The 14,481-nt window shown below is 43.5% G+C and carries 9 protein-coding genes; 2 read left to right on the top strand and 7 right to left on the bottom strand.

Annotated features, from left to right (window positions below; translation table 11 throughout):
- Positions 1-82: 82 nt before the first annotated feature.
- The 4 genes from MKX35_RS09350 to uxuA form a co-directional block, all read right to left on the bottom strand.
- Entirely contained in the window at positions 83-943 is an 861-nt protein-coding gene (locus MKX35_RS09350) for a phosphate ABC transporter substrate-binding protein (protein WP_042191274.1), read from the bottom strand.
- Positions 944-998: 55 nt separating this feature from the next.
- Positions 999-2,435 carry a stalk domain-containing protein gene (locus MKX35_RS09345; RefSeq protein WP_076300704.1) on the bottom strand — a complete coding sequence of 479 codons (1,437 nt, stop codon included), beginning with the start codon at positions 2,433-2,435 and terminating at the stop codon, positions 999-1,001.
- 244 nt (positions 2,436-2,679) lie between these two features.
- Positions 2,680-4,302: a mannitol dehydrogenase family protein gene (locus tag MKX35_RS09340; protein WP_076300703.1), complete on the bottom strand. Its 1,623-nt coding sequence runs from the start codon at positions 4,300-4,302 to the stop codon at positions 2,680-2,682.
- Entirely contained in the window at positions 4,303-5,379 is a 1,077-nt protein-coding gene (gene uxuA / locus MKX35_RS09335) for a mannonate dehydratase (protein WP_076300702.1), read from the bottom strand.
- Positions 5,380-5,601: 222 nt separating this feature from the next.
- On the opposite strand from uxuA, the gene MKX35_RS09330 reads away from it, so the two are divergent.
- Positions 5,602-6,255, top strand: coding sequence for a GntR family transcriptional regulator (locus MKX35_RS09330; protein WP_076300701.1), 654 nt, complete (start codon positions 5,602-5,604; stop codon positions 6,253-6,255).
- Positions 6,256-6,587: 332 nt separating this feature from the next.
- Here MKX35_RS09330 and MKX35_RS09325 read toward each other — a convergent pair whose 3' ends face one another.
- The 3 genes from MKX35_RS09325 to MKX35_RS09315 all read right to left on the bottom strand — a co-directional run bounded on the left by MKX35_RS09325 (position 6,588) and on the right by MKX35_RS09315 (position 13,314).
- The gene (locus MKX35_RS09325; RefSeq protein WP_076300700.1) at positions 6,588-7,643 is read right to left on the bottom strand and encodes an NAD(P)-dependent alcohol dehydrogenase; all 1,056 of its coding nucleotides are present in this window, start codon (positions 7,641-7,643) and stop codon (positions 6,588-6,590) included.
- 43 nt (positions 7,644-7,686) lie between these two features.
- Positions 7,687-11,127 carry a glycoside hydrolase family 2 gene (locus MKX35_RS09320; protein WP_076300699.1) on the bottom strand — a complete coding sequence of 1,147 codons (3,441 nt, stop codon included), beginning with the start codon at positions 11,125-11,127 and terminating at the stop codon, positions 7,687-7,689.
- A 96-nt stretch (positions 11,128-11,223) separates the two neighbouring features.
- Positions 11,224-13,314 (bottom strand): alpha-glucuronidase family glycosyl hydrolase, encoded by a 2,091-nt coding sequence (locus tag MKX35_RS09315; RefSeq protein ID WP_076300698.1) that lies wholly within the window; start codon positions 13,312-13,314, stop codon positions 11,224-11,226.
- 125 nt (positions 13,315-13,439) lie between these two features.
- Here MKX35_RS09315 and MKX35_RS09310 point away from each other — a divergent pair, with 125 nt between their 5' ends.
- On the top strand, positions 13,440-14,324 hold the full coding sequence (locus MKX35_RS09310) for a helix-turn-helix domain-containing protein (RefSeq protein WP_076300697.1): 885 nt from the start codon (positions 13,440-13,442) through the stop codon (positions 14,322-14,324).
- The last annotated feature ends 157 nt before the right edge of the window (positions 14,325-14,481 follow it).

Here is a 14,481-nt window from a genome sequence, read left to right as displayed (position 1 = left end):
ACTTTCCCTCCTGTAAGCGGCCACCCCCGTATCAAGATCGGAGCTGGCCGCTGTTACCGTTCAATATGATCTTTAGATGTTATTAGCCCTTCATTGCTGCGATCGGAATAAATTTAAGCTTTTTCAGGGAACCTTGTTGGAACTTCTTGCTTTGTACGTATTCGATGAATTCTTTTGTAGCGCCAGTAGGTTGGCCTTTAGTCATGTAGTAACCATAAGCCCAGATCTTATAAGATCCATTGATTACGTTATCTGTAGTAGCAGCTATACCGTTGTGTTTAACAGCTTTTACGTCACCACTTACATATACAAGGTCGATATAACCGATAGAGTTAGGAGTTGTTCCTACGGCAGTCTTCATGTCACCGGATGAACCTGTTTCTTTGTAGTTCTTAGCTTTTTTAACGATATCTCCGCCATCCAAAGCTTTAGCTTGATAGTTAACGCGTGTACCGGAACCGAAAGAGCGAGTGATAACCACGATGTCAGCATCTGCACCTCCTACTTCTTTCCAGTTCGTGATTTTACCTGCGAAAATACCTTTAAGCTGTTCAGTTGTAAGGTTATCTACACCAACATTTTTGTTTACGATTGTAGCAAAAGGAATAACTGCTACTTTGTTTGCTACTTGACCGTCAAAAGCTTTGAAGCCTGGTACGTCGATGCTAGCATCCCAGTCGCAAGCGCCGATATCGGCGATGCCTTTTTTAACAGCTTGAGGTCCAGTTACTGAACCTTTACCTGAGGCTGCGATTTTCACTTTAGGGTGCAGCTTTTGGAATTCTTTTGCCGCTTGAAGCGTCAATGGAAGAAGTGCGGTTGAACCGTTAACTGTGATTTTACCTTTAAGTGAATCGGCTGCTGCTGCAACCCCTGCGAAAGATGCGGTTACCGCAATTACAGCCGTTAGAGCCGTTACTGTTAGCTTTTTGAAAATCTTCATTTGTATTATTTCTCCTCTCGGCTCTACGCCGTTAAAATATGATTAGGGATATTTATTATTTCGACAGTTGCAATGCTTTACCGCCTTGAACCACCCATACACCGCCATCACTTACGATAGCAAGCTTGCTTCCATCATTCGAAACAGCTACTTCAGATACATCTTCAGTGGAGCGGAACAGCTCAGTCTTAGCTCCATTGTTATCAATGGAATAGACTACTGTGCTTCCATCTGCCGCTGAACCTGCTACAACCAAGCCGTTCTTAACGCCAGTAGACCAAGTTACTTCAACATCAAGTGCAATGTTGCTGCTTTTTCCGTCTGCTTTTACAACCTTCAATGTGTTAGCTGCGTTACCCTCAGCATCTGCACTCAGGTAAACGACGCTACCATCAGCAGAAATTTCAGGGTATAGTTTGTTATCCGGTGTAGTTGTCAGTGCAGCTGGTTTAGCATCTTTCGTAGCCAGGTCAAGCTTGTAAAGCTGCTCTCCAGCAGAGCTGAAGTCTACAGTAAGAGAATCTTCTGTACTGTCCGCATCGTTTTTAGCAACACCCGTCAAGTTAACGATATAAACGGCGCTCTTTTCATCAGCGGAAATGCGCAGTTCGGATTTGTTTTCTACTTTGTCTGCCAATACGGATTTAACTTCACCAGTGTCAACAGCGATTTTTGCGATTTTCTCTTGCTTGTCACCTTGGACGAAGTAAATACTTTTACCATCGTTCGACCACACCAGATCCGTTTTTACACTATTGTCAGTACCAAGTGTCTTAGTAGCTCCGCTAGACAGGTTAATCAGATTCAACAAACCAGTCTCATCATTGAAAGCTCCCCACTGCCCATCCGGCGATACTGCAAAATCCACTGCACTGTCATTTGATGAAAATACTTCGTAGTTACCTGGCTCTGTGCTGAACTTGATAAGTTGAGCAGATTCAGCATCACTTTTGTTCGCAATCAGACTTCCAGCTGCTGTCCAGTGCAAAGTATCAAACAATCCTTCAGGACGAGCAAAGCTTAGAATCGTGCTAGCATCAGCATCCAGTTCTCCACCTAATGCATAAACTAACTTAGAAAGCTCTACATAGGTTTTACCGTTATAAAATACTGGAGCAACTGTGAATGTCTCGGAATTACCATCTACTTGATAGCTCTTTGAGCCTGTTTTGAGTTTCACATTATGTAATCCTTTGCTGTCATTAAGTTCAAACCCGCCAGCTCCAAGTACTAACTTAGCTCCAATTTCACCAGCTACCTGATTCAGCGAGTACAACTTGTAACCACTGCTATTAATGGTGTTAAACACAATCGGCGTACCATTTACATTCCAAGTGGCTGTACCTTCTTTAACTGCTGTTTTTGCAGCGGTTTGATTGGTAGCCACAGATTTTACATTACTGCCGATGCTAGCTGCAGATACACTCCCAACGCCTACAGTTGCAAGAAGTGCTGAAGCCAACGTTGCGCTAATCCATTTACTGTTTTTCAATTAGATTCACCCTTTTCGTATAGGTAACTGCTAATGTCATTTTCGTCTACAATTGTCAACTCTGTTGCAGAGGAATGTTATGGAAATATTAACTATAATTATTTTTTTGAAAAAGTAGGTATATTAGCGTACTAGACTGCTAAATTCAGATAAACCAAATGGACTAGACACGAAAAAGCCTCATGGGGGATAGCTCTGCGGGGTGCAGTAGCTTTTACTCCATGAGGCTTTTTGTAAATGTGATCTACCCTAACACTTCATTTAAATGCTTTTCCAACGTTCTCCGTACAGCTCCTGGGCCTTTCAGCATCTCATAGAAGTAACTTTCAATCTTGCTACCCAGACCGATTTCATATAACGGTACACCAAAGATCTTCTCATTATCTAGAATTCTATGCACATTAGAGGTCGAATCTCCCAAAGTCACTCCCTGCAGATGCGCTTGAAGCGACTCCATTAACGGATCGGGACTTAGCTCAAATGAATTTCCTTCATCATCCACTCCGATCAAATAGCGGCACCAAGCAGCAATTGCTAGTGGAATCGCCGTCAATTCAGCTGGATGAAGATTTTCGCGTTGTACATAGGATTTGATTGTTTCCCCATAACGAATGCCTACCTTCTGCGACGTATCTGTCGCAATTCGCTGCGGGGTGTCCGGAATAAATGGATTCGCCAAGCGCTCTTGCAGTACTTCATCCAAGAACTGCTGTGGACGTAGAATGATAGGATCTACAACTACAGGCAATCCTTCCTTATACCCAATCCGCTCGACTAATGTACGTAGGGTCTGATCCTGCATCTCATCCGAAATCTGTGTGTAGCCTAGTAGACAGCCAGTGACCGCTAATGCAGTATGCAAGGGGTTTAGACAGGTGGTAACTTTCATCGTTTCTACCCTGTTCACGGTCTCACGATCTGTGAATATAATGCCGGCTTCTTCTAATAAAGGTCGCCCATTCGTAAACTTATCCTCAATGACCAGATATTCACTAACTTCTGCGTTAACAAAAGGCGCGGTATGAGCGTTCCTCGAGGTAATAAGTATATCCATGCCGCCAATCCCTTGCTCCTGTAAAGCATTACGTACTACCTCGGATGGACGTGGTGTGATTTTATCGATCATCGATAAGGGGAATGTTATGCGACTCTCGTCTTCGAGGTACGCAACAAAACCTTGCTCCACAACCCCTTTCGCAGCCCATGCCTTGGCGATTGTAATCACGCTATTTTTCAACATATCCCCATTGTGCGAACAGTTATCCATACTGACAAAAGTCATCGGATACTGCCCCTTAAGATATCGACGGTACGCTAGAGAAGCGATAACACTCATGCTGTGGGATGGCTGCTCTGGGCCTTGTTCCATATCCTTCTTCACGATATCAAGATACATTCCATCAGGACCGGTCAAGGTATAACCTTTCTCTGTGATGGTGAAGCTGGCCATCTGCAGGCTCGGGTTTTCAAAAATTTCAACCAAACGGCAGTAATCCTCCGCTCGATTCTTGTTTGCCATAATAGCTTCGGTAATGCTGCTAATGACCTTTTTTGTAAACTCGCCACTCGCATTCATTAGTACGAGAAGTGTTAAATGATCATGCGGTTTATAAATTTTGTCAATCAGCTCGTAGTCAGAGGAGGTAGCGGCAATAATACCTGTATCTGCTTTTCCAAGCTCCAACAGCTTCTGGTGAGCATTCGCAACAAATCCCCGAAAAATATTTCCCGCTCCAAAATGGACCCATTCCGGCCTAACGCGCGTATTCTCTGCCACCTGCTCATAATCAAACTGAGGAAGCTCCACGTCAGCGTCCTTCCACACCTCTGCACATGATTGAATACTCTCTCTTGTCAGAAACAGCATTCACTTCACCCCCATCGTATTGTCGAGACTATCCCACACACCAAGTAAATACATGATCCCCATTGCTCTATCGTACAGCCCGTACCCCGGGCGGCAAGTCTTCTCTTCCCCCCACAAATGACGACCATGATCTGGACGCACATACCCCGTATATCCATTCTCATGATACGCTTTAACAACCTCTGCCACATCCACACTGCCATCCCGTCCACGATGAGAGACCTCAATAAAATCTCCGTTCTCAAAAACCTTAACATTTCGAATATGAGCAAAATGAATGCGATTACAGAATTCCCGAATCATAGCCGGCAGATCGTTCTTCGGATTCGTACCGAGCGACCCAGTGCAGAAGGTTAATCCATTATACGGACTATCTACTGCGTCAAGTAAACGACGGATCGTATCACGGCTGCGGACAATGCGGGGCAAGCCAAAGATCGGCCAAGCAGGATCATCGGGATGAATAGCCATTTTGATATCGACTTCTTCACAGACAGGAATAATGCGCTTCAGAAAATAGACCAAGTTCTCGAACAGCTTCTCTTCCGTTACATCTGCATAAGCGGCGAATAGCTCATCGAGCTTCGCAAGACGCTCTGGCTCCCAGCCAGGCATCGTAAATTCGCCTGCCCCCTCGAGAATACGATTTACCATGTCGCGCGGGTTCTCATTAATGGCCGCATTTTCATAAAAAAGAGCATTCGAGCCATCTGGCAATTCCTTGTACAGCTCCGTCCGAGTCCAGTCAAAGATAGGCATGAAATTGTAACAGATCACTTTAGTACCGACCTTGGCAAGCTTCCGTATGGTGTCTATGTAAATATCGATATATTTATCACGCGTCGGGAGTCCAATCTTGATATCATCATGGACGTTCACACTCTCTACTACGGCAGTGCTAAACCCTTTGCTCGTAATTTGATCCGCAACCTTTTGAATGTCATCCATTTCCCACACTTCGCCCGCTACCTTATGATGTAGTGACCAGACAATACCCATTACCCCCGGAATTTGCCGGATATGATCAAGCGTAATGTTGTCATTGCCTTCTCCATACCATCTCCATGTCATGTTCATCTAGATAAAACCTCCTATAATTTCATATGTCGAGATCTTGTATACAAGATAATATACTCAAATATTAGATTTAAATAATACCTTTTGTCAATGACATAAAATCAATAATTCCCAATCTTGTATACAAGATTAAAAAATTATATAATGAAATCAATATCTTATTTCAGAATCCCGTTTCAGATATCAGCATTACAAATTCAACGGCAATGGAGACGCAACCTCATGTCCACCAAAAATGATATTTTGAACCTATTAAAGCACGAAATTCTTAATTTAACGCTAAAACCTGGAACCATTCTAAGTGAGACCGTGTTATCCGAACGGTTTCAGATATCCAGAACACCTTTGCGCGATGTACTAAAGCAGCTATCCCTCGAGTCCTATATTGATGTGTATCCGAAGAAAGGGAATCTGGTTTCATACATTGATTTGGAATCTGTCGAGCAAATGATCTATTTAAGAAGCGTTTTAGAAAAGGATATTATCAAAGGTCTATGCGATAGCCTTACTCTTAAAGGAATTATAGAACTTAAGAAGAACCTAGAAGAACAAAAAAATGCCATACATCAAGAACATTCCATTGAGCACTTTTTTGCATTGGATGACGCCTATCATAAGACGTTATTCACATTAGCAGGACATGAATTTTTGTGGGAGCAAATTAAGTTTTCCCATGTGCATTATGAAAGATATCGACGCTTGCATACGCTAAAGCAAGAAAAGCTGGAGAAAATTTTGAGCGAGCATCACATGATCCTGGATTGTATGACAAATCATGAACCAGACAAAGTGGATGAGCTAGTCCAGCATCATTTGCGTGAAGATATGAACTCCTTATACTTACTGGAGAATTTTGCAGATTATATTAAAGCGTAATAGCGCGAAGAGGCTGTCCTACAGTAGAAAGATTTGTCCAACTTGGCATATCTATGTGTCTTCGGTCTCGTTTTTTTTGTTAAAACTTCCCCCTCTAAAACAGCGGAGAGGACGGACTGATTGTGGAAAAGCGATAGCGTTCGCCTTGGTCTCCGGATTTTTACCGCGTAGGGAAAATAAATTAAATCTGGAGACCACAGCGATTGGAACAACGGTCCGTTCGCGGAGCGTCCATATAAAAAGCAATAGTTGCTCCTACGTAAACACAAAAAGACCGCCTCAAGCAGCCATTTTCATGGTTTTTGGGACGGTCTCTTTTTATATAACACGCATTAAGGCATATTCGGATAAATCATTACCTTAATACTTGTATCCTTCTCTTTACGTGCTACTTCAAGAGCTTCTTGAGTATCTGTAAGCGCAAAGCGATGCGTAACTATTTTCTCAATATCTAATGAAGAATGCTGCAACGCTTGGATCGCAGCCGGATAGGTATTCGCGTAACGAAAAACACCATAAGCATCGATCTCACCATCGATAAATTGTCCCATGTCCATCGGAATAGCACTATCGGCTGGTAAACCGACAAATACAATTCTCCCGCCACGGCGAACCCACTTAATTGTATCCGCCATCGCCCTTGCGTTACCCGATGATTCTACGACGAGTGTAACTCCAAATCCGTTCGTTAACTCGTTGAGTCGCTGTCCAACATTCTCTTTTACTGGATCTAATGCTGCAGTGAAGCCCATCTCCATTGCAAGTTGACGCCGAAAAGGTACGACATCCGTACCATAAATTTCAGAAACGCCAAATAGCTTTGCTGCTTGTCCTGCAAGCAGTCCGATCGGACCAAGACCCGTTATTAGCACTCGATCAAACGGTTGAACCTTACCACGCATCATCGCATGAAAACCAACCGACAATGGCTCCAGCATTGCGCCTTCCTCATAACTCATAGAATCCGGAAGTTTAAATAGATAATCGCTTGGCATGACAATGTATTCTGCCCAAGCCCCATTTACTGGGGGTGTTGCAAGAAAGACCACATCTGGACACAAATTATAACGTCCTGATTTACAATAGTCGCATTGTCCACAGGTCACTCCTGGCTCAACCGCTACTCGGTCACCTACAGCTATATTTGATACCTGCTTACCAACCTCAACGACTTCACCAGCCAGCTCATGGCCTAATATGATCGGTTCCTTTACTACATAACGACCGATTCTTCCATGCTCATAGTAATGAACATCTGACCCGCAAATTCCGATACAATACACCTTAATTAGCGCTTCATTATCCTTAGGAACAGGAATATCTATTTGCTTCACAGAAATCGATAATTGCTCATCCATTATTGCAGCATTCATCTTGCCTGTTAACATGTACACGCACCTCATTTATCGTAGTAGTTGAAAGGACAATCGATCATTCAAACCGAAACCAACCGAAATCGAACTGACTTCCAGGCAAGAAGATAAACGTTACCTTCTGCTCCCCTGTCACTTTCTCCAACTCAAATACTCGCTCTACATATCCATCTGACTGTGTAAATTCGATCAGTTGATTGTTAGATGCTTCACCCTCTTCGAAGCGAAGATGAATGGTATTCTTATCGATCGGAGATCTCCCACAAATGATAAGCTTTGAAGTACCTTCCGTCGTAAAATCCATCTGCTCGAACACGAGAGATACGTTATTCCCGATTCCTTCAACACCCTGTTCCGCGATGGTGAACGTATCACCATAAATGCGATCACAATCCACAGCCCTATTCTGCTCGAACGCTCGGTTCTTTTTCACAAATGAGAAGCCTTTAATGTGCACCTTCTTCTGTAATACGAAACAAATAGAGCTGATACCCGTGAGTCTCTTGGATAATAGATAGGTTGCCTCCTGATAAACATTCCATTGCGATTCCTTCTGATAAATGACGTCTGCCAAAAGCTCACTGTTCTCTTCGTCCGGCATGCCTTCCCAAATCTGGAGCTCGTAGGCTTCGCTAGACAATGCGAATAGGGGAATCGTTATCAAATCCGAGCCGTAAGTTCCAAAGTCAATCTCGCGATAAGCAACCTGCGTCTCACCATCTCGACTCGTTGCTACGCCTCGTTCATTTCCGTTTCCGACTTCGCCTTTAACCTCGTCATATAGACCGCCAGATATAAATCCATACGGATCCTTGTAAGCCGTCCCCAGACCGCACGCTGTAAATTCCAACTGTGAAATCAGCTTTGTCTTTTCCGTACCGTTCTTACTCATACAGCGAATGCGGAAACTCCCATCTCCTAACGCCGTGATCTTGGCTTCTTGTCCCAGTTGTTCGAGCCGCGCTAGATTGGACTCAATCCCTGCATCATTTACAATACTCCACTCCACTTCAGTATAGGAAGTGTCTTTAGGGTAAAGGATGGCGTGTACATTCATTTCTCTTCTATTTTCATTAAACTGTTGTCCAGAATGACTTATAATTTCTATCTTTCGTAAAGGAATTTCTTCTACATTTCCCATCACACAGGGCAATGCTAGATTTCTAGTGTTAGCTGAAATGCCTATTCCACGATCTGCCACAGGGAGCGATTGAAGCTGTAGCTTACTACCTACTACACCTTTCGATGTAACCTCAACTGTTATCGTACCCGCTTCTAAACTCGCAGCAACAATCGCCATAAGCTTACCGCTGAACAAGCGTCTACTCGTTCCTTTGTATGGATCATAGTCCGTGCTGTCTCCATTATCTAAACCGATCAAACGGCCTGCTCCGCCCACCTGAACCTGAACGCGATTGTTTGCATTCTCAACGGCATTCCCGCGCTCATCCTCCATCGTAATTTCGATGAAGATTAAATCTGTGCCGTTCGCAAGGAGTGTACCCTTATCAGCTTTTAAGCAGATTCGACTCGCATCCCCGAACGATTTCCTGATGTCTACTGCAATGATTTGGCCAGCCTCATCATAAGCGATTGCCTTGAGCTCGCCTGGTTCATAAGGAAGCTTCCACCAGCCCGCTAGCTGCGTTCCATGTACATGATCGATTTCATAGGTCCCAACAGTCTCACCATTGAACTGCAATTCTATCTTGGGAGCATTCGAGCAGACTCGAACATCGATCATTTGACCGGGATTGAAATCCCAATAGGGAAAAATATGCACCATCGGATGCTCCTTGTAATTTGTCCAAGCCGCTTGATAGATGTAATATGAATCCTTTTTAAAGGTCGCTGTATCAATCTGTCCAAAATACGAATTCTTCGTATGATACGGTGTAGGTTCACCAATATAATCAAAACCCGTCCATATAAATTGCCCTAATGAGAACGCTGCATCTCGCTCCGCGATAATACACGCTTCTGCTGACTTCGCTCCCCAGCTTGTAGAGCTATTACCTAGTGCAGAGCACTGCTCATCGTCATCAGCCAGGATGGATTGCTCGAATGGGAAATGATATATTCCCCTGCTCTGCACAATAGAGGCGGTTTCACTACCATAGATAATCCAGTCAGGATGTTCCGCGTGATGCTGATGGTAATATTTTTCCGCATAATTGTAGCCTGCCACCTTTACGATGTCCGCACATTTCTGAGCATTCTCCCATGGCATATAGTTCGATCCAATGGTCACTTTCCCGTTGCCTTTCGGATCATATTGAAGCACGGCTTCCATCAACATGCTCGTCAATTCTTGCCCTTTCTTGTCAGCATGCGTATCATAAATTTCATTGCCAATACTCCACATGAACAAGCTTGGATGATTACGATCTCGCATGACCCAGCTTCTCACATCTTTTAACGCCCAGTCCTTGAAAAATCTTGCGTAATCATATGTGGTCTTCGATCGCTCCCACATATCAAAGGCTTCTGAAACCACAAGCAGCCCCATTTCGTCCGCCAGATCCATAAGCTCTGCAGCAGGCATATTATGAGCGGTGCGTATTGCATTTACGCCCATGTCCTTTAAGATCTCAAGTCTTCTTCGCAATGCTGCTGTATGAAACGCCGAACCCAATGCTCCAAGATCATGATGCTCACAAACTCCGTTAAGCTTAGTCTTTACCCCATTCAGAAGCATTCCCTCTTGCGGATCCAGTACAATCGATCGAAAGCCTATAAACTGTGTTACTTCTTCTATTGTTGTCCACACTTCATCAGAACCCTGATCAGGTGCCTTATGCTGCAATTCCGTTTTTAGCTGATATAAATGCGGCTCACCGGGGCTCCATAATAAAGCATTCTCTACAGTCAGCACCTGACTTACACGTGAGGTGGCTTGTGTTTGATCTCCAGCCGAGATTTTCTCAACACAGGTTTTTATCTCTCGATCCTTGTACAGAATGGTTTGGGAAAGCCGCATATCTCCTGTAATGCTCACATCGGTGTCGATCTCCACTCGCCAAACGTCATTTTTTTGTACTGTATGAATGTAAATTCCATCTGTCACGATGTGATTGCAATCTCTTGTCTTGAGCCATACATTCCGATAGATACCCGCTCCTGAATACCATCTACTATTCGGACTCTGATGCACGACCTTCACTAGAATTTCATTTTCCCCGTCTATGAGCATATCTGTAATTTCGTATTCAAAGGAAGAATAACCGTATTTCCATTCCCCAACCCATTGATGATTCACATAAATCGTGGAGTCCATATAAATACCATCAAAACACAGCAATAGCTGCTCATCGTTCTTTGTATTTATAAAACACTTTCGATACCAGCCAATACTATTCTCATATAAGTCTAACGTGTTATAAATCAACCAATCATGTGGGAGATCGATGGGATGGAAATCCAAGGACTCAGCATTCGTCACTTCTAAAGTACTCTTGGCGAATTCCCAGTCCTCATTAAATAATCTTTTCTGATTCAAGGTGTATCTTCCTTTCTTCTCATAGGATTATGAAACAAAGGGATGGAGCAATAGAAGGAGTGGCCCTGCTGGACACACTCCTCCTACTGCTAATATTTAGTATATTGTACGTTGATGCTGGTCTGGGATACCGCTTTTTCGAAAGAAATACGTATTGATGATATCTCTCCACTCGCGGGCATGTAGTACCTGTTCGTGCAGACGGTCTGCCACCTGTCCAAACCTGCTGCCATCCATTTTCCCCCCAAGGGATTGCCACTTCTCTTTCAGCCCTGCTGCGCGATCCACGCCATCAAAATGCGTATCATAAATATGCTGGATGACCGTTTTACCAGATTTAAGAGTATGCGTATACGGTACATGATGAAAGAACAGTAATAGCTCATCTGGACAAGTAGCTACCGATTCATACAAATCTACATTCGCTCCTTGATACTGAGCAACATATCCCGTACCCGTCTTTATTGTTCGGTCTACGCCAATCCCTTGTAAGTCTGCAAAATGATACGTTCCCCATTTCGAATATTCATATCCATCCACATTTGGACCGTAATGATGATCAGGATTGACCATCCAGCCTACCCCAAGTGGCGAAGTATAAGATTCATAGATATGCCATGAGGTTAACAAGATCTCACGAATCGTATCTATTAACTGCTCATCCTCTGCACTGAACGTGAGCATTGTCCATTCCTTCGCGATTTGCTCTGCACTTAATTCCGGATTCCAAGCGAGACGACCGTAACCATATAGATTGGCCTGCGCTAATAAATGCCCCGTCCAGTTATGATCATTACCAATATTTGAAACAGCAGCGAAGCCGCTATATTTATAACCATACATGGATCCATCGACGACCCGTTTCACCGATGACTCCGAATTCGTTGCGTAAGTATTAAAATCAAGAACTTCCTTCCATTGAGGAATGAGGTAGCAGACATGGCGCTGTTGGCCTGTGTATTCCTGTGTAACCTGAAATTCAATCATCATATTCGTATGCTTCATGGCACCGAACAGCGGAGATACGCCTTCCCGTACTTGGAAATCCATAGGACCATTCTTCACCTGTAAAATAACATTCTCCATGAACTGGCCATCCAGCGCTTTAAAGTGATCATATGCCGCTCGTGCACGATCGGTGGAGCGATCCCGCCAATCCTGTTTGCAATTGTAAACGAAGCAGCGCCAGATGACGATTCCCCCGAAAGGCAATAAAGCTTCAGCCAGCATGTTCGAACCTTCTGCATGATCACGATCATAAGTGAATGGACCTGGACGATTCTCTGAATCAGCTTTTACGAGGAAACCGCCGAAATCTGGAATCAATTTATAAATTTCTACCGCCTTTGCCTTCCACCATTGGCGTACATCAGAATCTAACGGATCAGCTGTATTCAATCCACCGATTTCGATCGGGCTAGCATAGTTAATACTTAGGAACAGCTTCACCCCGTAGGTACGGAAGATATCGGCAATCCTCGTGATGTCAGGAAGATAGCGCTCCGTAATAAACATCGTTTCAAACCGATGTACATTGACATTGTTTATAGCAATCGCATTGATTCCTATCGAAGCGAGCATTCTCGCATAATCTTGCAATCGAGCAAAGTCCTTAGTGATTTCGTTGTCTGAGTAAAATATGGACTTCCCTGCGTAACCACGTTCGATGCTTCCATCGACGTTATCCCATTGATTCATCATGCGGAGCGTATTTACCGGCTGATCCAACATATCCAACGCCTTAATCGATTGACCCGTTCCAAGCAAGCGTAGGAATGCAAATACACCGTACAGTAAACCCACGGGTGTGGAAGCACCAATTGCAATACAGTCCTTCTCCGTGTTTGTTCGAATGGCATATCCTTCTGATCCAATTGCTGTCCTTGTAGCCTCGCTAAAGGTATGCGTAATCAACGGATGATTACTATCAAACGTACCGATTGCAATACAAGCTTGTTTATCTTTATCCTGAGATTCAGCAATGGTAGCTTCTATATCGAGCATTCCTTGTATGCCACGTGTTAGTTCTTGCACAGCACTTATGATCACTGGATGATCTTGTTTGACTGTCCAGATGTTATAGCACCAAGGAGAATAGCACTCTCTTACTGCACTCGATTGAATATATGGATATTCGAGCCAAGCTTTATACCCTGCGTTATGTAATTCTGTCTTTTGTTCTGCCATAATTCGGTGTCCTCCATTAGTGAGTAAGACTTTTTAATCTAGATGTTGCTAGCTGTGCAATGGTTCTCTTATACTTTTGTAAACGATAGGTTATCCACATCCCTACTAATAGGAGGAACACGAATGTGACGTACCATGAGCAGCAGGACTTACAACCGTTCCATCTCTATTTTGTATATAAAAGAACAAGTACAAATACAGACGACTATCAAGGTACATTCCATGCTCATCAGGGTGTTGAAATTCTTATTGTTCATGAAGGTAAAGGGACGCTGATTATTGATCAAAATAGCTATGAAATAAAGCCAGGGATGATTTGTATTTTCCAGCCGTATCAACTGCATCATATTCAAATTGAAATTAATGAGGCGGTTCCGTTCGTGCGTTCAATCGTGCATTACGAGCCCAGCATATTTAAAGCTTATTTTGAAAAGTGGCCCATCCTACAAAGCTTTTTCAATCATATTCACAGCGGCAATTCTGCCTCACCTCGATGGTATGAACAGCAGGACCTGCAATCCCTGATAGCTCTTCTGAAGGATCTGGATAAAGCGCTTCCAACTTTGCACAAAAATGATTTCATGGAAGAGGTCTCATTGTTTCTCATCACGTTCCTACGTACTTTAAAGCCGCTTTGGGATACACAGCAGAAGCCGACCTCCATGGAACAATTGCTTCGTAAACCACATCAGGCAGAACGTATTATGGAATGGCTGCAGTTGCATTACAAGGAACCTTTGCGGCTCGATCAAATGAGCAAGGATCTACATCTTTCACCCCATCATTTATCCCACTTGTTCAAGGAATGTACAGGCAGCAGTATTTCCGATTATTTAACGGTCAAAAGAATGCAGGAAGCCGTTCATCTTCTGACTTCAAGCAAATACACAGTTGCACACATCGCCGAGGAAGTGGGGATTACAAATTGCTCTCATTTTTGCAAATTGTTCAAAACCCATTTCGGCACAACGCCTAATCAATTTCGGAAGCAATGGCATTTGCATCATTGAGTTGTCGAACATCCCAGCTGTATTCCTTATTAACATCATATCAAGTTGGTTCGTGAGCAGGTATTCGCATCTTGTGCAAAAATGCCGCTACTTTGCTATTTACACCTAATTGTAAGTTAGTTTCAAGTAGCGGAAATCTAGCACTTTACATTTACTG

The sequence above is a fragment of the Paenibacillus sp. FSL R5-0923 genome, from assembly GCF_038009145.1.
Lineage (GTDB): Bacteria > Bacillota > Bacilli > Paenibacillales > Paenibacillaceae > Paenibacillus_AQ.
Note: the sequence above shows the minus strand (reverse complement) of the source record. Positions and strands in the feature narration are given on the sequence as shown.